This is a genomic window from Xanthomonas sp. WHRI 6106 (genome assembly GCF_040202405.1).
Taxonomy (GTDB): domain Bacteria; phylum Pseudomonadota; class Gammaproteobacteria; order Xanthomonadales; family Xanthomonadaceae; genus Xanthomonas; species Xanthomonas cannabis.
In genome coordinates, this window is sequence record NZ_JBEGFC010000008.1 from 68,356 (window position 1) to 92,775 (window position 24,420).

The 24,420-nt window shown below is 66.5% G+C and carries 23 protein-coding genes; 18 read left to right on the plus strand and 5 right to left on the minus strand.

The window, feature by feature from the left end; all coding sequences use genetic code 11:
- Positions 1-113: 113 nt before the first annotated feature.
- Together ABQZ09_RS13000 and ABQZ09_RS13005 are read left to right on the plus strand one after the other, a co-directional pair.
- Entirely contained in the window at positions 114-1,163 is a 1,050-nt protein-coding gene (locus ABQZ09_RS13000; protein ID WP_184557186.1) for a serine kinase, read from the plus strand.
- 97 nt (positions 1,164-1,260) lie between these two features.
- Positions 1,261-2,985, plus strand: a complete 1,725-nt coding sequence (locus tag ABQZ09_RS13005; RefSeq protein ID WP_349777071.1) for an ATP-binding cassette domain-containing protein — start codon at positions 1,261-1,263, stop codon at positions 2,983-2,985.
- A 25-nt stretch (positions 2,986-3,010) separates the two neighbouring features.
- Here ABQZ09_RS13005 and ABQZ09_RS13010 read toward each other — a convergent pair whose 3' ends face one another.
- Positions 3,011-4,426 (minus strand): MFS transporter, encoded by a 1,416-nt coding sequence (locus ABQZ09_RS13010; protein WP_503019116.1) that lies wholly within the window; start codon positions 4,424-4,426, stop codon positions 3,011-3,013.
- 449 nt (positions 4,427-4,875) lie between these two features.
- On the opposite strand from ABQZ09_RS13010, the gene ABQZ09_RS13015 reads away from it, so the two are divergent.
- Positions 4,876-5,877, plus strand: coding sequence for an LLM class flavin-dependent oxidoreductase (locus ABQZ09_RS13015; protein ID WP_039564625.1), 1,002 nt, complete (start codon positions 4,876-4,878; stop codon positions 5,875-5,877).
- A gap of 60 nt (positions 5,878-5,937) precedes the next feature.
- Positions 5,938-6,438: a pyridoxamine 5'-phosphate oxidase family protein gene (locus ABQZ09_RS13020; RefSeq protein WP_039409367.1), complete on the plus strand. Its 501-nt coding sequence runs from the start codon at positions 5,938-5,940 to the stop codon at positions 6,436-6,438.
- 388 nt (positions 6,439-6,826) lie between these two features.
- Here the strand turns inward: ABQZ09_RS13020 and ABQZ09_RS13025 are convergent, their stop codons facing one another.
- Together ABQZ09_RS13025 and ABQZ09_RS13030 are read right to left on the minus strand one after the other, a co-directional pair.
- Positions 6,827-7,498 (minus strand): exopolysaccharide biosynthesis protein, encoded by a 672-nt coding sequence (locus ABQZ09_RS13025; RefSeq protein WP_166743137.1) that lies wholly within the window; start codon positions 7,496-7,498, stop codon positions 6,827-6,829.
- Positions 7,482-8,822 (minus strand): hemolysin family protein, encoded by a 1,341-nt coding sequence (locus tag ABQZ09_RS13030; RefSeq protein ID WP_184374157.1) that lies wholly within the window; start codon positions 8,820-8,822, stop codon positions 7,482-7,484. Before ABQZ09_RS13030 ends, ABQZ09_RS13025 begins: the two co-directional genes overlap by 17 nt.
- Before the next feature lie 272 nt (positions 8,823-9,094).
- Here ABQZ09_RS13030 and ABQZ09_RS13035 point away from each other — a divergent pair, with 272 nt between their 5' ends.
- The 3 genes from ABQZ09_RS13035 (at position 9,095) to ABQZ09_RS13045 (ending at position 11,725) form a co-directional block, all read left to right on the plus strand.
- Entirely contained in the window at positions 9,095-9,721 is a 627-nt protein-coding gene (locus ABQZ09_RS13035; RefSeq protein WP_039412104.1) for a DUF47 domain-containing protein, read from the plus strand.
- Between the two features lie 9 nt (positions 9,722-9,730).
- The gene (locus ABQZ09_RS13040) at positions 9,731-10,858 is read left to right on the plus strand and encodes an inorganic phosphate transporter (protein ID WP_184557192.1); all 1,128 of its coding nucleotides are present in this window, start codon (positions 9,731-9,733) and stop codon (positions 10,856-10,858) included.
- A gap of 105 nt (positions 10,859-10,963) precedes the next feature.
- Entirely contained in the window at positions 10,964-11,725 is a 762-nt protein-coding gene (locus ABQZ09_RS13045) for a YdcF family protein (protein ID WP_184557194.1), read from the plus strand.
- 494 nt (positions 11,726-12,219) lie between these two features.
- Here the strand turns inward: ABQZ09_RS13045 and parE are convergent, their stop codons facing one another.
- Positions 12,220-14,109: a DNA topoisomerase IV subunit B gene (parE, locus tag ABQZ09_RS13050; protein WP_039412096.1), complete on the minus strand. Its 1,890-nt coding sequence runs from the start codon at positions 14,107-14,109 to the stop codon at positions 12,220-12,222.
- Positions 14,110-14,270: 161 nt separating this feature from the next.
- On the opposite strand from parE, the gene ABQZ09_RS13055 reads away from it, so the two are divergent.
- From ABQZ09_RS13055 to truD, 9 genes are all read left to right on the plus strand, one after another.
- Positions 14,271-14,513: a hypothetical protein gene (locus tag ABQZ09_RS13055; protein WP_349777073.1), complete on the plus strand. Its 243-nt coding sequence runs from the start codon at positions 14,271-14,273 to the stop codon at positions 14,511-14,513.
- Between the two features lie 170 nt (positions 14,514-14,683).
- Complete coding sequence (pyrG, locus tag ABQZ09_RS13060; RefSeq protein ID WP_349777074.1) at positions 14,684-16,348, plus strand: CTP synthase; 1,665 nt, start codon at positions 14,684-14,686, stop codon at positions 16,346-16,348.
- Between the two features lie 399 nt (positions 16,349-16,747).
- Positions 16,748-17,578, plus strand: coding sequence for a 3-deoxy-8-phosphooctulonate synthase (kdsA, locus tag ABQZ09_RS13065; RefSeq protein WP_008571228.1), 831 nt, complete (start codon positions 16,748-16,750; stop codon positions 17,576-17,578).
- Positions 17,575-17,937, plus strand: coding sequence for a hypothetical protein (locus tag ABQZ09_RS13070; protein WP_349777075.1), 363 nt, complete (start codon positions 17,575-17,577; stop codon positions 17,935-17,937). Before kdsA ends, ABQZ09_RS13070 begins: the two co-directional genes overlap by 4 nt.
- A gap of 123 nt (positions 17,938-18,060) precedes the next feature.
- Positions 18,061-19,353, plus strand: coding sequence for a phosphopyruvate hydratase (gene eno / locus ABQZ09_RS13075; protein ID WP_039412082.1), 1,293 nt, complete (start codon positions 18,061-18,063; stop codon positions 19,351-19,353).
- Between the two features lie 3 nt (positions 19,354-19,356).
- Entirely contained in the window at positions 19,357-19,722 is a 366-nt protein-coding gene (ftsB, locus tag ABQZ09_RS13080; RefSeq protein ID WP_349777076.1) for a cell division protein FtsB, read from the plus strand.
- Positions 19,719-20,519 carry a 2-C-methyl-D-erythritol 4-phosphate cytidylyltransferase gene (ispD, locus tag ABQZ09_RS13085; RefSeq protein WP_349777077.1) on the plus strand — a complete coding sequence of 267 codons (801 nt, stop codon included), beginning with the start codon at positions 19,719-19,721 and terminating at the stop codon, positions 20,517-20,519. The genes ftsB and ispD overlap by 4 nt, the downstream gene beginning before the upstream one ends.
- A gap of 3 nt (positions 20,520-20,522) precedes the next feature.
- A complete protein-coding gene (gene ispF, locus ABQZ09_RS13090; protein WP_184557211.1) occupies positions 20,523-21,014 on the plus strand; it encodes a 2-C-methyl-D-erythritol 2,4-cyclodiphosphate synthase in 492 nt (163 codons plus the stop codon).
- A gap of 100 nt (positions 21,015-21,114) precedes the next feature.
- Positions 21,115-22,218, plus strand: a complete 1,104-nt coding sequence (gene truD, locus ABQZ09_RS13095) for a tRNA pseudouridine(13) synthase TruD (RefSeq protein WP_349777078.1) — start codon at positions 21,115-21,117, stop codon at positions 22,216-22,218.
- A gap of 96 nt (positions 22,219-22,314) precedes the next feature.
- Here the strand turns inward: truD and ABQZ09_RS13100 are convergent, their stop codons facing one another.
- Positions 22,315-22,854 (minus strand): Smr/MutS family protein, encoded by a 540-nt coding sequence (locus ABQZ09_RS13100; RefSeq protein ID WP_349777079.1) that lies wholly within the window; start codon positions 22,852-22,854, stop codon positions 22,315-22,317.
- A 99-nt stretch (positions 22,855-22,953) separates the two neighbouring features.
- On the opposite strand from ABQZ09_RS13100, the gene surE reads away from it, so the two are divergent.
- Positions 22,954-23,733, plus strand: coding sequence for a 5'/3'-nucleotidase SurE (gene surE, locus ABQZ09_RS13105; protein WP_104580124.1), 780 nt, complete (start codon positions 22,954-22,956; stop codon positions 23,731-23,733).
- The gene (locus tag ABQZ09_RS13110; RefSeq protein ID WP_047694086.1) at positions 23,730-24,407 is read left to right on the plus strand and encodes a protein-L-isoaspartate(D-aspartate) O-methyltransferase; all 678 of its coding nucleotides are present in this window, start codon (positions 23,730-23,732) and stop codon (positions 24,405-24,407) included. Before surE ends, ABQZ09_RS13110 begins: the two co-directional genes overlap by 4 nt.
- The last annotated feature ends 13 nt before the right edge of the window (positions 24,408-24,420 follow it).

Here is a 24,420-nt window from a genome sequence, read left to right on the forward strand (position 1 = left end):
TGTCGCGCTGCCAGCGGCGGTACGGTGGCGCGGCGATGCATCACCCGTGTCGATGCAACCTTTGTGTAGCGAATCGGCACCCACCGGCTGATCGAAGCAATGGATGGACAGGCATGCCGCAGTCGGCTGCATTGGCGCAACACATGCCGCCGGGCGCGCACGCAGCCACGCCGGGCGTGCTGGCCGCCGATCCGTTTGGCGAGCAGCGGCCGCGTCGTTTCAGCGTGCAGCGGCAGATTCTCGGTGCGCTGTTCCACTTCAGCAGCGACAGTCACGCGCTGCTGGCGCTGGTCGATGCCGCGTATGCCGGGTTGCCGGCGCATCACCTGCCCGGCGCGCCGCAGTTCCACATCAGCCTGGATCTGCTGCCGCGCGTCTCGCACGGCGGTGTTGCCGTGCCGCCGCCGGTGCGCACGCACGCCGTCGGCGGGCTGGTCTGCGGGGTCATGGATGCCTGCAACTATCTGATGCTCTCGGTGCCCGAGCGCCGCGCGGTGCTGGTGGTCTCCGAGGACATGCTGGCGCACGCCTATCACGTGCGTTACGAACTGATCGAGTTCGCCGTGTTCCTGCTGGCCGCGCGTGGCATGGGGCTGGTGCCGTTGCATGGGGCCTGCGTCGGCCGGCGTGGGCGCAGCGTGCTGTTGTTGGGCGCCAGCGGCGCGGGGAAATCCACGCTCGCCTTGCATTGCCTGCTGCATGGACTGGAGTTCGTTGCCGAAGACGGGGTGTTCGTCGCGCCGGACAGCCTGCTGACCACCGGCGTGGCCAACTTTCTGCATCTGCGGCCCGAGGCGCTTGCGCTGGTCGATGCGCGCACGCGTGCCTGGATCAGTGCCTCGCCCACTATTGTCCGTCGCAGCGGCGTGGAGAAGTTCGAAGTGGACATCCGTCATGGTCAGGCCACGCTGGCGCCCACACCGTTGCAGCTGTGTGCGGTGGTGATGCTTTCCCCGCTATCGGCCAGCACCTCCGCGCCGGGTCTGGTTCCGGTACCCACCGCACAGATCGCCGAGTGCCTGGCGCGCGACCAGCCGTACGCGGCCGGGCAGCCGGGGTGGCAACGGTTTGTCGCTCAGGTGCAGCGTATCGGCATGTCGACCCTGCGTCGTGGCGCCCAGCCGCAGGCCTCGCTGGAGGCGGTGCTGCAGGTGTTGCGATGAACCCACCGCCGCAATGGCCGTGCGCAGACTGCGCGCGGCCCGCCCCGGCACGTCGCAGTGCTGCGGACGCGGCGCTGCACTACGTTGCGCGCTGCTGATGCATAAGGCCATCGCTCGCCATGACGTCGTGGCCGTGCTGCGCCGCTTCGCCGGCACGCTGGTGCCGGCAGATGTGCCATCGATGATGATGTACGTGGCGCTGTCGCTGGCGGCTGCCTGCGTCGGCAGCATCGTGGCGGTGTGTCTGGTTCCGCTGGTCCAGCCCGGTCACGGCGTGCAGCTGGCCGGCTATCGACTCACCGTGCCGGGTGGTTTGCCGGTGCAGGCCGGCCTGTTTGTGCTGGTGAGCCTGGTGTTCGCCGCGCTGCGCTGGCAGGGCGCCCGGCTGGCAGCGCGGTTGACCAGTCGTTATGCGCTGGGCCTGCGCCGACGTGTGCATACGGCCCTGATCGATGCGCCGCTGCCCGCGCTGGCGGGTACCAGCTCCGCCGAAATCGCCAACGTGCTGACCTATAACATCGAGATCGCAACGCAGGGCTTCAGTGCCGTGCTGCAGTTGCTGGTGGCCGGCATTACGGCCGCCGTGAGCCTGTGCATTGCGGTGTTGATCGCACCATCGTTGCTGCTTGCCACGCCGCTGCTGGCATTGCTGGCGTGGCTGGGCCTGCGCCTTTCCAGTAGCGCGGCGCAGGCGCGCATCAGCCGCGACTACGTGGCCGACATGACGCAATTGTTCTGGTTGAGCGAGGACTTTCCACGGCGTCTGCGCCACGTGCGCTCGTTCCAGCGCGAGGACGTGGAAACCGGGCATTACGAGCGCATCTCCGCGCGCCTGGGCCAGGGCTATGCACAACAGCAGGCACTGGTGGCCAGCAGCCGACTGGTGCTCGAACTCACGGCAGTGGCCGCCATCGCCGGCATTCTGGTGCTGGCCAATCTATGGCAAGGCGGCGAGCGTGCCGCGCTGATCACGGTCAGCCTGCTGCTGGGGCGGCTGCTGCCGTATCTGGTCACCACGCGGCAAAGCGTGCAGCAACTGCGCTCTGCCTGGCCGGCCCTGCAACTGTGGCAACGCCATGTGGATCTGGGCGCCGCGCGTGCCCCGGCGTCTGCCGTCGCCGCCCGCTCGCTGCCCGCCGCGCTGCAGATCGAGCGCATTGCGCTGGCGCCGCCGCTGGCCCGGTTGGAGATCGCCGCGTTGGTGCTGGTGCCGGGTGAAATGACCCTGGTCGTGGGCCCGTCCGGCATCGGCAAGAGCAGCCTGATGGACGTGCTGTCCGGGCAGACGTCGCCGCAGCTGTTCGATGCGCACATGGGCGGGCGTCGGCTGGATTTTGCCGCCTACCGGCAGCTGGTCCGGCATGGCGCCTACCTCGGGCAGGGCGTGCGGCCGTGGCAGCGCAGCGTGCGCGATTGCCTGGACTGGGCGCTGCCGGGTGTGCCGGAGGCGCGCATGTGGGACGCGCTGAGCGACGTCGGTTTGCGCGCACGCCTGCAGCGCGAGGGGCAGGGGCTTGAGACCGTCATCCACGGGCAACCCAGCCGTCTGTCCGGGGGCGAGGTACAGCGGTTGTTATTGGCGCAGGTGTTGCTGCGCCAGCCCGCCCTGGCGGTGCTGGATGAAGCCACCAGCGCGCTCGATGCGGATGCCGAGCACCAGGTGCTGTGCATGCTGCGGCAGCGTCTGCCGCAGACCGCATTGGTCGTGGTCTCGCACCGCACCAGCCTGGCCGCGGTGGCCGACCGCACGGTGACCTTGGGCGCCGCGCCTGACGGGCAGGCGCAGGGCAGGGCGGCGGTCGCCATCACGCGCGGCGCATGATGCGCGCAGCGCCACCGCGCGCCCGCTAACCGGCGATGTCTTCCAGTGCACGATTGCGCGTGCGCGGGCCGAACACGGCGATCACGCTCGCCACGATCGACATGCTGATCACGATGAAGCCCAGCACGCCGTCGCTGCCGACCCGGCCCAGCAACCAGCCGATCAATACGCTGCTGAACGCGGTGGACAGGCGACTGAACGAATAGCAGAAGCCCACCGCACGCGCGCGCAGTGTGGTGGGGAACAGCTCGGCCTGGTACCCGTGATAGGCAAAACTCATCCAGGCATTGCAGAACGCGATCATGGCGCCGCACAACACCATGCCGATGGCCTGCTGCTGCAGCGAAAACGCCACCCCGAACACCACCGCGCCCAGCGCCGATGCGGTGATCTGCCACTTGTTTTCCCAGCGCTGTGCAACGCGCAGCAACAGCAGCGGCGCCAGCGGGTAGGCCAGCGAGATCGCAAACGAATATCCCAGGCTCCTGCTCACCCCGTTGCCCTGTGCGGCAATCAGCGCCGGCAGCCAGTTGCCGAAGCCGAAGAAGCCGATGGCCTGAAAAATATGGAACACCACCAGCATGCCGATGCGGCCGCGATACGGCGCGCGCCACAACCGCGAGACCTGTGCCCGGCCGGTCGGCCGCGCGGCGGCCGCCTGCGGTGCCGGCAACGGCGCGCCGAGATCGCGCATGCAGCGGGCTTCGAGTTGCGCCAGCACCGCGTCCGCTTCGGCGTGGCGGCCCTGCGCGACCAGCCAGCGCGCCGATTCCGGCAGGCGGCTGCGCACCCACCAGATCGCCAACGCAAACACGCCGCTCAGCAGCACTACCCAGCGCCAGCCGCTGACGCCCAGCGGCGCGTGCGGCACCAGCAGCCAGGCGGCCAGGGCGACGGCGGGCACCGCCAGAAACTGCACGAAGAACGCGAATGCGAACGCCGCGCTGCGCATGTGCCGCGGCACCAGCTCTGACAGGTAGGTATCGATGGTGACCAGCTCGATGCCCAGCCCGATGCCAACCAGAAAGCGCAGCACGATCACGCCGGTGGCGGTGCTTTGCAGCCCCATCGCCACGGTCGCGGCGGTGTACCAGACCAGTGCAAAGGTGAACACCGGGCGGCGCCCGAAGCGATCGGCAAACGGGCTCAGCAGCGCGGCACCGACAAACAGGCCCAGGAAGGTCGCCGCCGCGAACGCGGCCTGATCGGACATGCCAAACGCGCCGTCGGCACCGCTGGCAAAGATGCCGTCGGCGATCAGCCCGGGGCTGATGTAGGCGGTCTGGAACAGGTCGTACAGCTCGAAGAAGCCGCCCAGCGCCAGCAGGCCAACCAGCCGCCACAGCGTGGCGCTGGCCGGCAAGCGATCGATCCTCGCTGCAATCTGCGCGGAAGGCGAGGGCGGTACAGGGGCAGGCGCGGCAATCGGAGACATGTGCAGCCAGTCGTAGACGGAGCGGCGCCATCATAGGCAGTGCCCAGATCCCACGTCGGCCATGCTTCGCGGCGCAGTCAAGGCGTTCGCCTGCAGGCAAGATGGCGCTGGGCATGCGAACACCAGCGGACAGCACGACAAGCGTGCATCCAAGGTCCACCAAGCTTCACCCTTACCCTCATCCGGCGCTACGCGCCACCTTCTCCCGGAGGGAGAAGGGATAGCCGCTCCCGCCGGAGAATGGTTGGGCGAGGGCCCCTGTGCCGAGAGTCGGGCAGGCCACGAAGCACTCCGCTTCATTGCAGCCCCCAGTGCATGCTTATCACTACTCGGTCCCACAACCCACCCGTTGTCCGACTGCTGGAATGCTGTAATCCCCTCAGTGCCCGTGAAACCGCTGGCAATCCCCGCCGGGCAGCCCCATTTCCTGCACATCATTCCTCCGGAGCCGTCCGATGACGCCCATTTCCGTGCTCGACCTGGCGCCCGTCTGCGAAGGCAGCGACACCACCCACGCCTTCGCCAACATGCTCGATCTGGCGCAACACGCCGAGCGCTGGGGCTACCAGCGTTACTGGCTGGCCGAGCACCACAACATGCCCGGGATCGCCAGCGCGGCCACCGCCGTGCTGATCGGTCATGTGGCCGGGGGCACCAAGACCATTCGTGTCGGTGCCGGCGGCATCATGTTGCCCAACCACGCCCCGCTGCAGGTGGCCGAGCAATTCGGCACGCTGGCCTCGCTGTATCCGCAGCGTATCGACCTGGGGCTGGGCCGCGCGCCCGGCACCGACCAGCCGACCGCGCGTGCCTTGCGCCGTTATTTCGATAGCGCCGACCAGTTCCCGCAGGATGTGGCGGAGTTGTTGCGTTACTTCGCGCCCGCCGTGCCGGGACAGCTGGTGCAGGCGGTTCCCGGTGCCGGCCTGGACGTGCCGGTGTGGCTGCTGGGGTCCAGCCTGTTCAGTGCGCGGCTGGCGGCGGCAATGGGCTTGTCGTTCGCATTTGCCTCGCACTTCGCGCCCGACGCGATGGACGAGGCGGTGGCGATCTACCGCCGCGAATTCCGCCCGTCCGCACAGCTGGCCAAGCCGCACGCGATGCTTGCGCTGAACGTCGTGGCGGCCGACACCGAGGCGCAGGCGCGGCGCCTGTTCACCACCCAGCAGCAGAGTTTCGTGAATCTGCGACGTGGCAGGCCCGGCAAGATTCCGCCGCCGATCGATGACATCGACGCCTTCTGGCAGCCGCACGAGCGCGCCGGCGTAGAGCGCGCGCTTGCATGCACGGTGCTGGGCGATGCGGAGCAGGTGGCGCACGGCGTGGCGGCCTTCATCGAGCGGCATGCGCCCGATGAGTTGTTGTTCACTGCCAACATCTACGACCACAGCGCACGTCTGCGCTCGTTCGAACTCGCGGCCGCTGCCTGCCGCGAGCTGGACGTGACCACTGCGTGATTCACGTCGCTTTGCGCGGCGATCCGCTCAGATGCGTGCATCTCCATCAGGAAGGCAGGCATGCAATTTCAGGATCGCAGCGACAGCATCAAGCAGTTGGCGGAATTGATTCGCGGCGTGGACATCGCGATGTTCACCACCGTGTCGGCGGACGGCAAGCTGGTCAGCCGTCCGCTGGGCACGCAGGAAGTGGAATTCGATGGCGACCTGTGGTTCGCCACCGCGGCCGACAGCCCAAAGGTGGCCGAGATCGCCGCCGACCCGCGCGTCAACGTGGCCTACGCGTCGGCCTCCAGGAACACCTATGTGTCGGTCGCCGGAACCGCGCGTGTCGTCCACGACCGCGCCAAGATCGATGCATTGTGGTCGCCGGCAATGAAGGTGTTTTTCCCCGGTGGCAAGGACGATCCCAACCTGCGCCTGATCCATGTGCGCGCCGAATCGGCCGAATATTGGGACGGCCCGAGCGGCCTGCTCGGCAAGGCCTTGTACTTCGTCATGACCGCCGTGACCGACGACACTGCCAGCCTTTCGGACAACCGCGTGGTCGATCTGAAGTAAGCAGGACCTGACCTGGTGTGGCGACGACGATCAGCCCCTTGCCAAGCAAGAGCGAAGCGCCGTGCACGTTCCTGGTGCGTGTAGCGCAGGACTGCGCGCAAGGCGCGTGGCGTAGCCCTGACCAGATCGCCCAACCCCGCGCAACGCGTGTGAGCCCCTCTCCTGCGGGAGAGGGGTTGGGGTGAGGGTAAGGTCGCTCGCAACACGTCAGCGCCCGGGAAACAGATCGGCGCTGCCGAGAGCCGTCAAGACAGTTTCCACCAAGCCAGCTCAGCCAACACCGTCGCCAAACCTCCGCAGGCCAGCACACCGCACGCCCCACCACCGACACACGCGCAGCCAAGCTACATCAGTGAGCGCACACCAACACCCGCCGGTGACCGCAGTCTCAACGCCAGGCCACCGGCCACCAGCCGCGAATCAGGTCCACCAACTGATCCGAGGTCACGCCGAACACGGCAATCGAGATCAATGCCGCCGCCCAGCCCGCCAGCATCAGGGCGCCATCGCGCTCCAGCAGGGCCAGCGCAAACAGCAGCAGAATCAGCCCGAACAGATAGTTGGTGAACGGGATCGGCAGCGTCAGCAGGACGCCAACCAGCACCAGCAGCGCCCCGGTGAACACCTGCGCCGGCATGCGGTCCAGCACACCATGCAGGCGTGGCCTGAGCAGACGGTCCAGCCGCTGCAGGGTCGGCGCCAGCTTCGCCACGAAGCGCTGGCTGGTGCGCCGCTTCGGGCCACGGTCGCCGATGAACCCCGGCACCCAGGGCTTGCGCAGGCAACACATCATCTGCAGGCCGATCAGTACCGTCAGCGGGCCGCTGATGCCGCCGGCCACGCCGGGGATGGGAATGAAGGATGGCAGGATCGCCAGGAACAGGAACACGCCGAATGCGCTCTGCTGCAGATCGGCCAGGATCTCGCGCACACGCAACACGTGCTCCGGGTCGCCGTCGCTGAAGGCTGCCAGCAAGCTGCGGATGCCCTCGTTGCGGTAACGCATCTGTTCGCTGCCGGCGTCCTCCGAAGGCGGCGCGCCGTTATCCGACGATGTCATCGCTGCCCTCGTCGCCGACGCGGCTCAGCAGCAACTTGTCCACGCGCGCGCCGTCCAGATCCACGATCTCGATCCGCCAGCCCGCCCAGTCGAAGAATTCGCCGGCCTGCGGAATCCGGCCGAAGTAATAAATGCAGAGCCCGGCCAGCGTGTGGTAGTCGCCCTCGTCGGCATCCGGCAGTTCGGCACCCAGCACCTCGCGCAGCTCTTCCACCGGCAGCGAGCCGTCGATCAGCAGCGAGCCGTCCGCGCGCGTCACCACCAGCGCATCTTCGTCGGTGTTTTCCACCGCCTGCAGACGGCCGACCACCGCACCCATCAGGTCGCTGATGGTCACCAGGCCGCGGATCTCGCCGTATTCGTCGACCACCAGGGCCATCGACTGCTGTTCTTCGCGAAAGATTTCCAGCAGCTTCATCGCGTGCGTGGATTCGGACACGAACAGGGTCTCGCGCAGCGCCTGGAACAGGTTCTCGCCGTGCCCGCCCATGCGCGTGACCAGCGATTTGACTTCCAGGACCCCGGCAATGTCCTGGTCGCTGCCGCGGTACACGGGGTAACGCGAGAATTCGTGCTCGCGCATCACCGCAAAGTTACGTTCCGGTTCGGCATTGGCATCCAGCCAGGCGATGCGGTTGCGCGGGGTCATCAGACTGTCGGCGGTACGGTCGCCCAGTCGCATCACGCGATTCATCATGTCGCGCTCGTGCGCGTCGATCACGCCGGCCTCGTGGCTTTCGGCCACCAGCATGCGGATCTCTTCCTCGGTCACCGATGCCGATTCGTCCTTGCCCATGCCCAGCATGCGCAGCACCAGCCGGGTCGAGCGTGCCAGTACCCACACGCCGGGCGCGGCGATCCTGGCCAGCCAGGTCATCGGCACCGCGACCACCCCGGCGATGTCCTCGGAGTTGCGCAGCGCCAGCCGTTTGGGCACCAGCTCGCCAAAGATCAACGTCAGGAAGGTGATCAGCGCCACGGCCAGGGTGCTGCCGATCACCACCGAGTAGGGGCGCGGCTTGCCGACCAGCTCGAACGAGGCAGACAACGCCGGGAACACGCCCTGCAGCCAGCTGCTGATCGCCTCGCCGATGGCTTCACCGCCGAACACACCGGTCAGGATGCCGATCAGGGTGATGCCGATCTGGACCGTGGACAGAAAGTTCTCGGGGCTTTCGGCCAGGGCCAGCGCCCGTGCGGCGCGCTTGCTGGAGCCGGCCATCTGCTTTAGGCGGCTCTTGCGCGAGGTCATCAACGACATCTCCGACATGGCGAAGAAGCCGTTCAACAGGATCAGGGCGATGACAATCAGAAACTCAACCACGGGCGTCTTCCCCGGTCAGTGAAGGGGAGGGCGGGCAAGCACGGGGTTGGCCGGCGCGCGCAAGGGCGGGGCGGCAACGGGGGAATATAGGGTCGTCTTCCATAGGGTGCGCCCGAAGGCGCGCAAGCATGGTAGCAAACCACAGGGTGGTTCGAGCCGGGAAATGCCGGCGTGAAGGCCGCAGGCGGCATCGATATACCCAGACAGGTCATGGACCGGTCATAATTCAACCCTGGTGCCGTCCTCCCTCGACGGCAGGAAGTTCTCCACCCATGTTCTCGTTGCAGACCATCTTCGGTTCCGGCAAGCAGTTCTATTCGCTCCTGAACGAAGCGGCGCAGGCCGCCTACGACAGCACCAAGGCGTTGCACGCCATGATGCGCGAGTCCGACCGGCAGCCCGCACTGGACGCCTTCAAGCTCGCCCGCCTGCGCGAACGCGCTGCCTCCGACAAGATCGGCCAGGCCTTGGTGGACAGCTTCATGACCCCGATCGAGCGCGAAGACATCGAAGCGCTGGGTTCGGCGTTGTACAAGATTCCCAAGCAGGTCGAGAAATTCGCCGACCGCTATTCGCTGGCCACCCAGCACCTGGAACACATCGACTTCGCCCCGCGCGCGGCGATGCTGGAGCAGGCTGCCGCGGTGGTGGTGGAGATGGTCGACGACCTGCCGCGCATGAACATCGATCGCATGACCGCGCTCAACGACAAGCTGCGCATGCTCGAGAACGAGGCCGACCGTCTGATGCTCGAGCTGTATCGCGACATCTATTCCGGCCGCCTGGATACGCTGCAGATGTTCCTGCTCAAGGAGTTCTTCGAGATCCTGGAAAAAGCCATTGACCGTTGCCGCGAGGCAGGGGTGGTGGTGTACCAGATCGTGTTGAAGAACAGCTGAGGTCGCCGCGTGCTTACCCTTGTTCTGGTGGTGATCCTGGCCGCGTTGGTGTTCGAGTTCATCAACGGCTTCCACGACACCGCCAACTCCATCGCCACCGTGGTCGCCACCAAGGTGCTGTCGCCGGGCTGGGCGGTGATGCTGGCGGCCGGCATGAACCTGATCGGCGCCCTCACCGGTACCGCAGTGGCGCTGACTATTGCCTCGGGCCTGCTCAACACCAGCGTGGTGGAGGTCACCCCGCAGGTGATCCTGTGCGCACTGCTGGGCGGCATCATCTGGAACCTGATCACCTGGTGGAAGGGCCTGCCGTCGTCGTCCTCGCACGCGCTGATCGGTGGCCTGTGCGGCGCCGGCCTGGCCGCGGCGCACAACAACTGGGACGCGCTGATCTGGTCGGAGAACATCGGCAACTGGGCCAAGAACAAGGGCCTGTTGTGGAAGGTGTTCGTGCCGATGATCACCTCGCCGATCGCCGGCTTTCTGCTCGGCATCGTGGTGATGGTGCTGCTGTGGGCGATCATTGCCGGCATGTCCAGGCTTGGCGGCCCGATCGGGCGGCTGGCGCGGCCGCGCTGGGTCAATGCGTTCTTCGGCAAGGCGCAGATCGCCTCGGCTGCGTACATGGGCTACGCGCACGGTCACAACGACGCGCAGAAGACCATGGGCATCATCGCCATGACCCTGATCGGCGCGCAGTCGGCCGGCGCACTGGATGACCTGCCCAGCTGGCTGTCGTTCCTGCACCCGGGCACCGGTCTGGCCGCCGGTGCCGGTATCCCGATGTGGATCGTGCTGACCTGCGCGGTGGTGATGGCGGCCGGCACGGCGTCCGGCGGCTGGAAGATCATCAAGACGCTCGGCCACAAGATGGTCAAGCTGCATCCCATCCACGGCTTTGCAGCCGAAACCAGCTCGGCCACGGTGCTCACCGTGGCCGCGCACTTCGGCATGCCGGTGTCCACCACGCACAGCATCTCCACCGCCATCATGGGCGTGGGCTTTGCCAAGAACCCGCGCTCGCTGCGGCTGGGCGTGATCGAGCGCATCGTCTGGGCCTGGATCCTCACCATTCCTGCGGCCGGCGGTGTGGCGTATCTGATCCTGCGCATGTTCGAGCTGTTCGGCTGGACCTGACACGGTGTCGCGGTGCGGTCACGCACCGCGACCACGATGCGGCCCTTGCGCAAGCGATCTGCCACCGGCGGTGTGCCTGTGCGTTCTGAGTGAGACCCTGCCTCGATGATGCTTGCCCTGGTGTGCGTGTTGTTCGGGTTTGCCTGGTTGATCGATCGCCGCGGCCTGCGGCGATTTTCGCGCGTGCTGGGCGGCATCAGCCTGGCGCTGGTGTTTGCCGTGGGCTGCGGCCCGTTGCCGTCATGGATGCTGCAACACCTGCAGCGCACCGGGGTCAACGACTTCAACGCGTGGGGCGCGCGCAACGTCATCGTGCTGCTCGGCGCCGGCACGGTGCGCCCGGAGGGGCGTGACGCGGTGGCCGAGGCCAACATGTTCGCCTACGGCCGCATTGTCGAATCGGCGCGGCTGTACCAGCAGTGCCGCCGCAGCGGCGGCGATTGCAAGATCGAGATCAGCGGTGGCGACGCGCGCGGCCTGGGCCTGTCCGAGGCGGTGGTCTACCAGCGCGTGTTGATCGGGCTGGGGATCGAGCGGGCGGATCTGATCATGGAGCCCTCCAGCATGAACACCTGGCAGAACGCGCAGTTCAGCCAGCCGCTGCTGCGCGCGCACCGGCCCGACCGCATCGTGCTGGTGTCCTCGGCCACGCATCTGCGCCGCGCCGAGCTGTACTTCCGCCACTTCGGCATCGACGCCGTGCCGGTGCGTGCGGACTGGCTGACCGCCTCCTGGTCGATGCTGCCGCAGAGCTACAACTTCACCCTGGCCGATGTGGCCCTGCACGAATACCTGGGCATCGCGCGCTACCGCGTCTACCAGTGGCTGGGCTGGAACGTCAAAGCCACCGAGCCCGGCGCGGTCTGAGCGGCACTGCAGCCCCGATGCAGCCGGGTCATTGCCCGGCGTCGACACGCTGACTTTTCTGCCGACACTCGCGTGACGACGTCCACTATCGCCATGATGGTCGGCGCGATGCTGCCGTCCAGCAGCAGGTCGCTGGCGCGCTGCGTCGGAACGTTGCGGAGCGGGTCAATGGGCTTACGTTGGAGCAGTGCCGATGCTGGACCCCTGGGGCCCGATGAATGCGCGGGCAGGCATGGATGCCGTGTGAACCGACGCGGCCTGCGAGTTAGGTGGCCTGGTCCGCTCAAGGATGCGCGCCGCCAAAAGCGCGCCCTTTTCCCTTCGTGACATAGTCCGCCTTAATGGGGGAGAAGCTGCCGCAGGCGCGGATGGGGGTGCCGGCGAAGCCTCGCGTCATCCATTACACAGTGGCTTCGCCCCGTACCCTCACCCCAAACCCCTCTTCGGGCGGGAGAGAGCTTCAACTTCCGAAATGTTCTAAGTTTTCGGCGGTTTCAAACTTCCAATGAAGCCAGATCACCCTTGCTCTCAAGCCACTGCTTGCGGTCGCCGGCGCGCTTCTTGGCCAGCAACATGTCCATCAACGAACGGGTCTGTTCGCCATCGTCGATGGTGAGCTGCACCAGCCGGCGGGTATCCGGATGGATGGTGGACTCGCGCAGCTGCTGTGGGTTCATCTCGCCCAGGCCCTTGAAGCGGGTGACGCTGATCTGGCCCTTCATCTTTTCGCGCGCAATCTTGTCCAGCAGCGTGGTCTTTTCTTCTTCGTCCAGCGCATAGAACACCTGCTTGCCCACGTCCACGCGGAACAACGGCGGCATCGCCACGAACACGTGGCCGGCGGCCACCAGCGCAGGGAAGTGCTGCAGGAACAGCGCCGTCAGCAGCGTGGCGATATGCAGGCCGTCGGAATCGGCGTCGGCCAGGATCACCACCTTGCCGTAGCGCAGCCCGGTGATGTCGTCCTTGCCGGGGTCGCAGCCGATCGCGATCGCCAGGTTGTGCACTTCCTCGGAGGCCAGCACGCTGCCGGACGCCACTTCCCAGGTGTTGAGGATCTTGCCGCGCAGCGGCAGGATCGCCTGGAAATCCTTGTCGCGCGCCTGCTTGGCCGAGCCGCCGGCCGAGTCGCCTTCGACCAGGAACAGCTCGGTGCGCGACAGGTCCTGGCTGATGCAATCGGCCAGCTTGCCGGGCAGGGCCGGGCCCTGGGTCACCTTCTTGCGGACGATCTGCTTTTCGGTCTTCAGCCGTGCGCTGGCACGGTCGATGGCGATCTGCGCGATCTTCTCGCCGATCTCCACGTTCTGGTTGAGATACAGGCTGAAAGCGTCATGCGCGGCGCCTTCGATGAAGCCGGCGGCCTGGCGCGACGACAGGCGTTCCTTGGTCTGACCGGAGAACTGCGGGTCGGTCATCTTCAGGCTGAGCACGAAGGTGACCCGGTCCCAGACATCTTCCGGCGCCAGCTTGACGCCGCGCGGCAGCAGGTTGCGGAAATCGCAGAACTCGCGCAGCGCATCGGTCAGGCCCGAACGCAGACCGTTGACGTGGGTGCCGTGCTGCGCGGTGGGGATCAGGTTGACGTAGCTTTCCTGCACCAGCTCGCCTTCCGGCACCCAGGCCGCGGCCCAGTCCACGATCTCGGTGTCCTTCTTCAGGCTGCCCACGAACAGCTCGGCCGGCAGCAGTTCGTGCTCGGCCATCTCGCCTTTCAGATAGTCGCGCAGGCCGTTTTCGAAGTACCAGCTGTCCTGCTCGCCGGTGGCTTCGTCATGCAGCTTGACGGTCAGGCCGGGGCACAGCACCGCCTTGGCCCGCAGCAGGTGGCGCAGTGCGCGCACATTGAATTTGGGCGTGTCGAAGTACTTCGGGTCGGCCCAGAAGCGCAGCCGCGTGCCGGTGTTCTTCTTGCCGACGGTGCCGACCACTTCCAGCTTGGAGGCGGCGTTGCCGTCGCGGAACTCCATGCGGTGCTCGCTGCCTTCGCGCTTGATGAACAGCTCGACCTTGGTCGAGAGCGCGTTGACCACGCTCACGCCCACGCCGTGCAGGCCGCCGGAGAAGGTGTAGTTGCGGTTGCTGAACTTGCCGCCGGCGTGCAGCCGGGTCAGGATCAATTCGACACCCGGGATCTTCTCTTCCGGGTGGATGTCCACCGGCATGCCGCGGCCGTCGTCGGACACCTCGCAGCTGCCGTCCTTGTACAGCGTGACCTCGACCTGCCGGGCGTGGCCGGCCAGCGCCTCGTCGACCGAGTTGTCGATCACTTCCTGCGCCAGGTGGTTCGGGCGCGCGGTGTCGGTGTACATGCCCGGGCGGCGTTTGACCGGGTCCAGGCCCGACAGCACTTCAATATCGGCGGCGTTATAACGGGTGTTCATGCATCTCGTTGGCACGTGAAACGACGCGCAAGTGTGGGGGCTGAGGCAACTTTTTGCACGTGGCAGGCGTTCAGTGCGGGGCGGGGTGACGGTGGCTACCCTGGCGTTGGTTTCGGAACCAAACGTCCCCACCTGAGGATGTCACCGGACCGGAGGACACCATGAAGTTCAAGCATATTCTGATGCTCACCCTGGGTGCGGCCGCCGTGGCGGCACTTCCCGCCATGGCGCAGGCGGCCCCGCAGCAGGCCGGGCAGGGCGCCAGCGCACAGAAGAACGACGACGCCAAGGCCAAGACCGACGCCGAGCGCAAGGCCGAGCGCCGCGCGGCTGCCGCCGCGCAGAAGCCCAAGGCCGACAGCGCTCCGCGCGAGGAAGAGGAAGAAGAAAAGCCCTCGCGCTGAGTCTTCTGTCAGGTCACCGCGTGACATGGACGCCCCGGCTTCGGCCGGGGCGTCTGCATTTGCAGGTGCGTAGCCGAATTTTCCGCGCGGGATGGCCTCGCCGTCACGCAACCCTTGGGCATTCGCCCGTCACCCGTTAAACTATGGCTTTCCGGGAGGCCTTGAGCCCCATGACTCCCCTGATTTTCGTAACAGGCGGTGTAGTGTCCTCGCTAGGCAAGGGCATCGCCGCAGCTTCGCTTGCGTCCATTCTTGAAGCGCGTGGCCTGAAGGTCACGATGATGAAGCTGGACCCGTACATCAATGTGGACCCGGGCACGATGAGCCCGTTCCAGCACGGCGAGGTCTACGTCACCGACGACGGTGCCGAAACCGACCTTGACCTTGGCCACTACGAGCGCTACGTGCGCACGCGGCTGTCGCGCAAGAACTCGGTGACCACCGGGCGGATCTACGAGAACGTGATCCGCAAGGAACGTCGCGGCGATTATCTGGGCGCCACCGTGCAGGTGATCCCGCATATCACCGACGAAATCCGCCGTTGCATCGACGAGGCCACGGCCGGCTTCGATGTGGCGCTGATCGAGATCGGCGGCACCGTGGGCGATATCGAATCGCTGCCGTTCCTGGAAGCGATCCGTCAGGTGCGCACCGAGCGCGGCGCCGAAAAGGCCATGTTCATGCACCTCACCCTGGTGCCGTACATCGCGGCGGCCGGTGAGTTGAAGACCAAGCCGACCCAGCATTCGGTCAAGGAACTGCGCTCGATCGGCATCCAGCCGGACGTGCTGCTGTGCCGCTCCGAGCAGGCGGTGCCGGATTCGGAGCGTCGCAAGATCGCACTGTTCACCAATGTCTCCGAGCGCGCGGTGATCAGCTGCCCGGATATCGACGTGCTGTACGGCATGCCGCTGGAATTGCTGCGCCAGGGACTGGACGAATTGGTCATCGACCAGTTCAAGCTGCACGACAAGGTCGCTGCCGCCGATCTGTCCGAGTGGGCGGCGGTGGTGGATGCGGTCAAGCATCCGCTGGACGAGGTCAACATCGCCGTGGTCGGCAAGTATGTCGATCACCAGGACGCCTACAAGTCGGTGGCCGAAGCGTTGCGCCACGGCGGCCTGCGTCAGCGCACCAAGGTCAACCTGAAGTGGCTGGAGGCGCAGGATCTGGAGGGCAGCGACATGTCTGCCTTGCAGGACATCGACGGCATCCTGGTGCCGGGCGGTTTCGGCGATCGCGGTTTCGAAGGCAAGGTGCAGACCTCCAGGTTTGCGCGCGAGCACAAGGTGCCGTACTTCGGCATCTGTTACGGCATGCAGGCGGCGGTGGTGGACTATGCGCGCCATGTTGCCGACCTGGACGCGGCCAACAGCACCGAGAACGATCGCCAGTCGCCGCATCCGGTGATCGGCCTGATCACCGAATGGCGCACCGCCACCGGCGAAGTCGAAAAGCGCGACGAAAAATCCGACCTGGGCGGCACCATGCGGCTGGGCTTGCAGGAGCAGCGGCTCAAGCCGGGCACGCTGGCACGCGAGGTCTATGGCAAGGACGTGGTGGCCGAGCGTCATCGTCACCGCTACGAGTTCAACAACCGCTACCGCACCCAGCTGGAAGACGCCGGTCTGGTGATTTCCGGCAAGTCGATGGACGACACGCTGGTGGAAGTGGTGGAGCTGCCGCGCGATGCGCACCCGTGGTTCCTGGCCTGCCAGGCGCACCCGGAATTCCTGTCCACGCCACGCGACGGGCACCCGTTGTTCATCGGATTCGTGCGTGCCGCGCGCGAAAAAAAGGCGGGCGGCAAGTTGCTCAAGGAAGCGCGTGCGTGAGTTCCCTCTCCCCTTGGGAGAAGGTGCCCTGAAGGGGCGGATGAGGGCGCGCCGCAACGCACTGGAAGATGGCAGCCATGACGAGCGCGTCCCTACGCGCCAGCCAGGGCAAACCATCTTGCTTCAGCAGTACTTTGCAACCGCACCCTCACCCCAACCCCTTTCCCGGTGGGACAGGGACTCAGATCATGGCGCCTCCCTTCTCTCGTCGGGAGAAGGTGCCCCGTAGGGGCGGATGAGGGTGCGCCGCAATGCACTGGAAGGTGGCAGCCATGACGAGCGCGTCGCTACGCGCCAGCCAGGGCAAACCATCATGCTTCAGCAGTACTTCGCAACCATACCCTCACCCCAACCCCTCTCCCGATGGGAGAGGGGCTTCAATCGAAATAAGGTGACCTGATGAAACTGTGTGACTTCGAAGTTGGTCTGGATCAGCCGCTGTTCCTGATCGCCGGCCCCTGCGTGATCGAGTCGATGCAGCTGCAGCTCGACGTGGCCGGCAAGCTCAAGGAGATCACCGGCAAGCTCGGGGTCAACTTCATCTTCAAGTCGAGCTTCGACAAGGCCAACCGCACCTCCGGCACCAGCTTCCGTGGCCCGGGCCTGGAAGAAGGCCTGAAGGTGCTGGACGCAGTGAAAAAGCAGATCGGCGTGCCGGTGCTCACCGACGTACACGAATACACCCCGATGAACGAGGTCGCCGCCGTCGTCGACGTGCTGCAGACCCCGGCATTTCTGGTACGCCAGACCGACTTCATCAAGAACGTCTGCGCCGCCGGCAAACCGGTCAACATCAAGAAGGGCCAGTTCCTGGCGCCGTGGGACATGAAGCCGGTGGTGGACAAGGCCAAGTCGACCGGCAACGAGCAGATCATGGTCTGCGAGCGTGGCGCCTCGTTCGGCTACAACAACCTGGTCAGCGACATGCGCTCGCTGAGCGTCATGCGCGATACCGGCTGCCCGGTGGTGTTCGACGCCACCCATTCGGTGCAGTTGCCGGGCGGGCAGGGCAGCAGCTCCGGTGGCCAGCGCGAATTCGTGCCGGTGCTGGCGCGGGCGGCGGTGGCGGTCGGTATTTCCGGCCTGTTCGCCGAAACCCATCCGGATCCGTCCAAGGCGCTGTCCGATGGCCCCAATGCGTGGCCGCTGGACCGCATGGAAGAGCTGCTGGAAACGCTGATGGAACTGGACGCCGTCACCAAGAAGCACGGGTTCGCGCGCTTCGCATGAGTTCCGATCCGTGGGCGTTGGCGGCACCGTGTCGCCAACCCCGGCACTGGCGGCACTGGCCCTGGGGCTGGATGGCGTTGGGTTTTTCGCTTGCAGCATGGGCCTGTCTGGCCGTCATGGCCTTCTTGGTAACCGCCAGCATCGGCATGCCAGGCGACGGCAACCATGCGATGCAGGCCACGCGCGTTCCGATGTTTGTCACGCTGTGGGCAGGCGCGCTGGTAGCGCTGGGAGGGTTTGTCGCCAGCCCGGTCGCGTTGTCGCTGCGTCGCCAGCCGGGCGCTGCAGCCATGGGTCTGGCGCTGCTGCTGCTCTTGCTACTGCTGTCTTGTTTGTCGCTGCTGGGACTGAAGGCCTAGCTGCCTAGTCTTGCCGGTCAGGCGCTCATCGGGCCAATGCCATTTGGCAATGGACCGGTGTGCGGCGATAATCCGGCAGCTTGTTTCCGGTGTACTTCCCCCTTACTGGTAACCGATCGACCTATGACCACTATCGCCAAGATCCTCGCCCGCGAAATCCTCGATTCCCGCGGCAATCCCACGCTGGAGGCCGAAGTCACGCTGGACGACGGCTCGTTCGGTCGCGCCGCCGTGCCCTCGGGTGCCTCGACCGGCACCAAGGAAGCGGTGGAGCTGCGCGATGGCGACAAGACCCGCTACCTGGGCAAGGGCGTGCGCCACGCGGTGGACAACGTCAACGGCACCATCGCCGAGACGCTGAAGAACTTCGATGCGGCCGACCAGCAGGGTCTGGACCGTCGCCTGATCGATCTGGATGGCACCGAGAACAAGGGCCGCCTGGGTGCCAACGCATTGCTGGGTGTGTCGCTGGCCGCCGCGCATGCCGTCGCCGCCTCGCGCAAGCAGCCGCTGTGGCAGTACCTGTCCACCATCACCGAGGCCGACGTCAAGCTGCCGGTGCCGATGATGAACATCATCAACGGTGGCGCGCATGCCGATAACAACGTCGACTTCCAGGAGTTCATGGTGCTGCCGGTGGGCTGCAGCTCGTTCTCCGAAGCGCTGCGCGCCGGTACCGAAATCTTCCATTCGCTCAAGTCGGTGCTCAAGGGCCACGGCCTGAGCACGGCGGTGGGCGATGAAGGCGGCTTTGCGCCGGACTTCCGCAGCAATGTCGAAGCGCTGGACACCATTCTCGAGGCGATCGGCAAGGCCGGCTACACCGCGGGCGAAGACGTGCTGCTGGGCCTGGACGTGGCTTCCAGCGAGTTCTACGACAACGGCAAGTACAACCTGGTCGGCGAGAACAAGCGCCTGACCAGCGAGCAGTTCGTCGACTTCCTGGCCGACTGGGTCGCGCAATATCCGATCATCAGCATCGAAGACGGCCTGGCCGAAGACGACTGGTCCGGCTGGAAGCTGCTGACTGACCGCGTTGGCAAGAAGGTGCAGCTGGTGGGCGACGATCTGTTCGTCACCAACCCGAAGATCTTCAAGCAGGGCATCGACTCGGGTACCGCCAATGCGATCCTGATCAAGGTCAACCAGATTGGTACGCTGACCGAAACGCTGGAAGCCATCGCCATGGCGCATGCGGCCAATTACGCCTCGATCGTGTCGCACCGCTCGGGCGAAACCGAAGACACCACCATCGCCGACATCGCCGTGGCCACCACCGCCACGCAGATCAAGACCGGCTCGCTGTGCCGCAGCGACCGCGTCGCCAAGTACAACCAGCTGCTGCGCATCGAGCAGGCACTGGGGTCCGGCGCGCGTTACGCCGGCCGCGACGCGTTCGTCTCGATCAAGCGATAAGCCGTGCGCAACTGGCGCTGGCTACTGCTGGTGCTGGCGGTGCTGCTGGCTTGGCTGCAGTACCGCTTCTGGTTCGGGCCTGGGAATTCCGGTGAAGTCATGATGCTGGAAGCCCAGGTCGCGCATCAGACACAGGACAACGAAGGTCTGCGCCAACGCAACCAGGCGTTGGCAGCAGAGGTGAAGGACTTGAAGGACGGCGAGGCGGCAATCGAGGAACGCGCGCGCAGCGAGCTGGGCATGATCAAGCCGGGCGAGACGTTCTATCGCGTGGTCGAGGATGCGCCGCTGCCGTCAACCGCATCCACTGACGCAGCGGTCCCCACACAGCAAGCGCCCGACGCCACCGATCCGGTGGATCACCCATGACCGGCTCCATTTGGGCGATCGTGCCGGCCGCGGGGCGCGGCACGCGGTTTGGCGGGCCGGTGCCCAAACAATATCTGCCTGCCGGCGGTCAGCCGTTGATGGCGTATACGCTGGCGGCGCTGGCCGCGCACCCGGCCGTGGCCGGCATCCTGGTGGCGATCGCCCCCGGCGATGCCGACTGGCCCGGCTGGACTGCGGTGGAATCCACACCGGTGCTGACCTGCGTCGGAGGCGCGACGCGTGCGGCCTCCGTACTGGCCGGATTGCTGGCCTTGCCCGAGAGCGTGCGCGCAGACGACTTCGTGCTGGTGCATGACGCCGCACGGCCCAACCTGGCGCTAGCCGATCTGGATCGGCTGCTGGAAATCGGCCGCGGCGACCCGGTCGGCGCGATCCTGGCCGCACCGGTACGCGACACGCTCAAGCGTGCCGGCGACGATGGTGGCATCGACGGCACCGAACCGCGCGAACGCCTGTGGCGTGCGCTCACGCCGCAGCTCTTTCGGCGTCACCAACTCATCCGCGGCCTCACCGAAGCGTCGGCGGCCGGGGTGGAGGTGACCGACGAGGCCATGGCGATGGAGCGCCTGGGGCTGCGCCCGCTGTTGGTGGAAGGCGCCGAAGACAACTTCAAGGTCACTACGCCGACGGATCTGGCGCGCTTCGAATTCGAACTGGCGAGGCGGGGCCCGGCGCCCTGGAGCCGGGACCCGGACAGCCTCGATCCACCGTCTACTGTCTTGGCATCTGCCGTTCCGGGACCCGGGTTTCGGGTTCCCGGTCCCGAAGAGGTTTGATCCATGTCCTTCAATTTCCGAATCGGCCAGGGCTACGACGTCCATGCGTTCGGCGATGGCGATCACGTGATGCTCGGCGGTGTGCGCGTGGCGCACAGCCAGGGCGTTCTGGCGCACAGCGATGGCGACGTGGTGCTGCATGCGCTGTGCGATGCCATGCTGGGCGCGCTGGCGCTGGGCGATATTGGCGTGCATTTCCCGCCCTCCGACGCGCGCTGGAAGGACGCTGACAGCGCGCAGTTCCTGCAGCATTGCGACCAGTTGCTGCGCGAGCGCGGCTGGCGCGTGGGCAACGCGGACATCACGGTGATCTGCGAGCGGCCCAAGGTCGGCCCGCATGCATTGGCCATGCGCGAGCGCATCGCCGGCCTGCTGGCGATCGAGCTGGATGCGGTCAGCGTCAAGGCCACCACCAGCGAAAAGCTCGGCTTCACCGGTCGCAGCGAAGGCATCGCGGCGCAGGCGGCGGTGCTGCTGGGCAAGATCGCCATCTAGACGCGCTCCTGCATGCCGCGCATCGGCATGCGTCCTCACATTCCGCGCCGAGAGCTCGGCACACCGCGCGCGATGGGTCGGCGCAAAGGCGAACACCACCATGAGCGAAACCTCCCAGCTTCCACGCGCACACGGGCCTGCAGTGCTGTGCGCGGCAATGCGCAGCACCCCGGAAGACTTCCAGGTTGACGAGTTACCGTCGTTCGAGCCATCCGGCGAAGGCGAACACTTGCTGCTCACCATTCGCAAGCGCGGCCAGAACACCGCCTACGTCGCCAAACAACTGGCGCGCTGGGCAGGCATCGCCGAGATGGGCGTCAGCTACGCCGGCCTGAAGGATCGCCATGCGGTGACCACCCAGCGCTTCAGCGTGCATCTGCCAAAACGCATCGCACCGGATCTGGCAACGCTCGACGATGCGCAGATGCAGGTGGTCGAAAGCACCTGGCATCACCGCAAGCTGCAGCGCGGCGCGCTGCTCGGGAACCGCTTCGTGCTGACATTGCGACAGGTGCAAGGTGAGCGCGAGGCCATCGAACGACGTCTGCAGGCAATTGCGGCGCGTGGCATTCCCAACTGGTTCGGCGAACAGCGCTTCGGCCGCGACGGCGGCAATGTCGCCTCCGCGCTGGCGATGTTCGGCTACGCGCAGGACGCCGACGGCACGTTGGCCCCGGCCCCAAAGCGACGCCTGCGCAACGATCAACGCTCGATCCTGCTGTCGGCCGCGCGTTCGTCGCTGTTCAATCGCGTGCTGGGCGCACGTGTGGAGCAGGGCAACTGGGATATCGGCCTGGACGGCGAGGCATGGATGCTCGACGGCTCGCGCAGCGTGTTCGGTCCGGAGCCGTGGAGCGAGGTGCTGGCCGAACGATTGGCGCGGTTCGATATCCATCCCAGCGGCCCCTTGTGGGGCGCGGGCGAACTGCGCTCGACCGGGCAGGCTGCAGCGGTCGAGCAGGGCGCCCTGTCGGATCCGCAGTCCGAAGTCTTGCGTCAGGGCCTTGAAGCGGCAGGATTGAAGCAGGAGCGCCGCGCATTGCGGTTGCGTCCGCAAGGCCTGGATTACCGCTGGCCGGAAGCGCAGACCCTGCAGGTGGAATTCGCACTGCCGCCGGGCTGCTACGCCACCGCGGTGCTTTGGGAATTGGGAGAAGTCAGCGACGCCGGCCGTGCCGCGCCGCAGCTGCGTACCGACGCCTGAGCGTCGTTCTCGTAGGAGCGGCCCTGGCCGCGACAGGCATGTCTCCGACGCCCCGCGCCGCCAGGACCGCTCGTGCACGGCCTCGCCAGGTTGCGACTACTTCCGCGCCAGCAACACCAGCAAGGCCCCGGTGCCACCCTGGGTGGGCGGCGCCGAATGGAACGCCAGCACATCGTTGCGCTGGCGCAGCAGGCGGTCTATCAGGTTCTTCAGCACCGGCGTGCCGTTGTCCGACTGCAGGCCCTTGCCGTGGATGATGCGCACGCAGCCATGTTCGTGTGCATGCGCCTCGAGCAGGAACTGGCGTAGCAACGCCTCGGCCTGCGCTGCGGTGGCGCCATGCAGATCCAGTTCGTCCTGCACCGAAAACTGGCCGCGCTTGAGTCGCTGGAACAGGCGGGCCGGAAGCGTGTCGCGGCGGTAGCTGGCAGTATCGCCCGCCTCCAGCGGCCCGCTGTCGCGCAGCAGGCGGGCAAATTCCGAATGCGCGTCGGCCTCGTCGCGCTCGGCCATGCGCGCGCGCGGTTTCGGTCGCGGCTTGGCATTGGCCGGCGGCGCGACCTCGCGGATCGGCTTGACCGTGCCGATCGCCGCGCGAAACAGCGCGGCGTCGTCTTCGTCTTCAGGGTGGGACATGGCAACAGCGTAACCGTTCCAACCTCAGACGTACGCGAAGATCAAGCGCGAAGCCCAGGGACGCATCCGGTATCATGGCCCGGTTTTCCGAGGAGTCCCATGCGCGTACTGGTTAGCAACGACGACGGTGTCGACGCCCCCGGCATCCAGGTATTGGCCGAGGCGCTACGCCATGCCGGTCATGAAGTGATGGTGGTCGCGCCCGACCGCGACCGCTCCGGCGCCAGCAATTCGCTGACCCTGGATGTACCCATCCGCACCCGCCGCATTGATGCGCAGACCTGCGCGGTGGCCGGTACCCCGACCGACTGCGTGCATCTGGCGCTGACCGGGATGCTGGATTACGACCCGGACATCGTGGTGTCGGGCATCAACAACTCGGCCAATCTGGGCGACGACGTGATCTATTCGGGCACCGTCTCCGCCGCGATGGAAGGCCGGTTCCTCGGCCTGCCTGCGGTTGCGGTGTCCTTGGTCACCCACAACCACCAGGCGCACAACTATGCGACCGCCGCGCGCGCTGCGGTGGAAATCGTCGCTCGCCTGAAGGCCGACCCGTTGCCGGCCGACACCATCCTCAACGTCAACGTGCCGGATCTGCCCTGGTCGGATGTGCTTGGTTTCGAGGTCACCCGGTTGGGCAACCGTCACCGGTCCGAGCCCTGCGTGGAGCAGCGCGATCCGCGCGGCCGCACCGTGTACTGGATCGGCCCGGCCGGTCCCGAGCAGGATGCCGGCGCCGGCACCGATTTCCATGCGGTGCGTACCGGGCATATCTCGATCACGCCGATCCACGTCGATCTCACCCGCTACCAGGCGCTGGACACCGTGGCTGGCTGGGTGGGCGGATTGACCGCTGCGCTGGATGGACCGGCATGACGCCGAGGCTGCGCCTGCAACCGGAATCGGTCGGCATCGGCATGACCTCGCAGCGCGTGCGCGACCGCCTGGTCGAGCGCCTGCGCGAGGCCGGCATCCAGGACGAGGCCACGCTCAACGCCATGCGTACCGTGCCACGGCATCTGTTCATCGATGAAGCGCTGGCCTCGCGCGCCTACGAAGACACCGCGCTGCCGATCGGCCATGGCCAGACCATCTCCCAGCCCTGGGTCGTGGCGCGCATGACCGAGGCGGTGCTGCAGGTGGCGCCCACCAAGGTGCTCGAAGTGGGCACCGGCTCCGGCTACCAGGGCGCGATCCTCGCGGCGCTGGGCCTGGAGGTCTACACAGTCGAGCGCATCGGCGACCTGCTGCGGCAGGCGCGCAAGCGCTTCCGCCATCTGGGCATGAACGTGCGCAGCAAACATGACGATGGCCGCATCGGCTGGCCCGAGCATGGCCCGTACGATGCCATCGTGGTCACTGCCGCTGCGCCGGCATTGGTCGATGCCTTGGTCGATCAGCTGGCGGTCGGCGGACGTCTAGTCGCACCGGTGGGTGGTGCGTCCTCGCAGTCGCTGGTGCAACTCACCCGTGATGCCGACGGTGCCATCGCACAACAGGTTCTGGCCCCGGTCACGTTCGTCCCGCTGTTGTCGGGCATGCTGGATTGACCCCATGAGAGTT